The sequence below is a fragment of the Acidovorax sp. HMWF018 genome (assembly GCF_003061035.1).
Classification (GTDB): Bacteria; Pseudomonadota; Gammaproteobacteria; order Burkholderiales; family Burkholderiaceae_C; genus Acidovorax; species Acidovorax delafieldii.
This window is the reverse complement of record NZ_QAIM01000470.1, coordinates 1-1794: the sequence shown is the minus strand read 5'-3', so window position 1 is coordinate 1794 and position 1794 is coordinate 1. Positions and strand designations below refer to the sequence as shown.

The 1794-nt window shown below is 71.2% G+C and carries 1 protein-coding gene; it reads right to left on the bottom strand.

Annotated elements, in window-relative coordinates; genetic code table 11:
* A partial coding sequence (locus DBR23_RS19775) for an ABC transporter permease (RefSeq protein ID WP_369882145.1) occupies nucleotides 1–1794 on the bottom strand: 1794 nt, incomplete at both ends.

Sequence of the window (1794 nt, the reverse complement as noted above, 5' to 3'; positions counted from 1 at the left end):
CCGCCGCAGTGGAGAGCTGGCGGCCGGCTTGGGTCGCAGCGAGCGCGCGGATGGACGCCTGCAAGGCCGACAGGTCGGTGCCCTCGCTGGGCCACAGGGCCAGGTCGCTGGTGCGGGCGTCGCCGGTCAGGCGCAGCCACACAGCGCGGTCCATCACCACGGCGCCGGTTTGCCGGGCGTAGTCCCGCCAGATGCCTGCTATGTAAAAGATAGCTATTGGCGCATGATTCTGTAGCGCTTGGGGGCTAAAAGCCTTGGAAAGTGCGGGCCACTCCATGCCAGGGCGCAGGCCGTACAGGTCCACCACGGCCTCGCTGATGTACACGCCGGTGCGGCCGGGGGGCACGGGCAGGGCTTCGCCCACCAGCGGCAGGGTCTGCGCCGGCTCATCGCCCAGGGGGCGGCTTAGCACCGTAAGCGAGGGCAGGGTGGGAGACAGCTGCAGCGGGCTGGCGCGCAGGGGCTGCACGCGGTCCAACCCTGGCAACTGGCCCACCGCTTCGGCAAAGCCTGCGGGCAGCAACGCGGCCTCACCGCCGCCCGTGCCACCCGCACTGAGGGCCGAGCGCACATACAGCGGCGACGGGAGCACCGCGTCCAGCCACTGTGTGACCGAGCCGCGAAAGCTGGACACCATCACCGTCAGCGCAACGGCCAGGCTGAGGGATGCGACCACGCCGCCCACCGCGATGGCAGCGCTGCCCCGCATGCGCCGCGCGCGCTCCAGCGCCAGCAGTGGCAGCGCATGGCGTGCGGCCAGGGGCTGCAGCCCTGCCAGCAACCGCGCCATGCCCCAGGGCAACAGGGCGATGCCACCCACCAGTAGCAGGGCAATGGCGACGTACGCGGCCAGTGGAATGCCAAATACGGGTGGAGCGCTAGTCAAAATTGCCCCGGCAGCTATCAAAACGATACCAACAGTGCCCTTGTCCGCCTGGCTGGCTGCGGCGCCAAGGCCCTTCAGGGTCTGGGCCGGGGGCAGGGTCTGCGCGGCGCGTGCGGGCCACCAGCCACCCGCCAAGGCGGCCGCCACGCCCAGTGCGCCGTACACCAGGGCGGCGGGGGCGCTCCATTGCAGCGCGGGCCGCACGCCCGCAAAGTAGCCACCGCCCAGGTCGCCGCCCAGCAGTTGCAGCGCTGTGGCAGCCAGCGCGGTGCCCAGCGTTATGCCCAGCACGCTGCCCAGAAGGCCCAGCGCTGCCGACTCTGCCAGCACCAGTGCCAGCCGCTGGCGCGGTGTGGCGCCCAGCACGGCCAGCAGCGCAAACTGCGACCCGCGCTGCGCCACGCTGAGGGCCAGCACCGAGAACACCAGAAACGCCCCGGTGAACAGTGCCACCAGCGCCAGCACTGTCAGGTTGACCCGGTAGGCGCGCGACAGGTTGCTGATGCGCTGGGTGGCATCGCCGGGCTGCGCCAGCACTATGTTGGCAGGCCAGCCGGGCTGCGCGCGCAGTGTGGCTTCCCACGCAGTGCGGTCGGTGCCGGGCTGCAGTTGCAGGTCGATGCGGGTGAGTGCGCCCGCACGGCCAAACAGATCTTGCGCAGCGCCAATGTCCATCACGGCCAGCGGCGCGCCGCCGGCGGTCACGGTGCCTGCCACCTGCACCGTGAGCGCCTGTTGCAAACCCACCTGCAGCGTAAGGCGGGGCAGGGGCGACGATGGTGCTGGAGCGGCGGCAGAAAGCCCCAGTGCCTGCAGCGCGGCCGTGTTGAGGAACACCGTGGCGGGTGCGAAGAGGGCAAACCGGTCGGCGCTGTCCCAGGGGCGTGGCACCAGCGCCGGGGCCATGG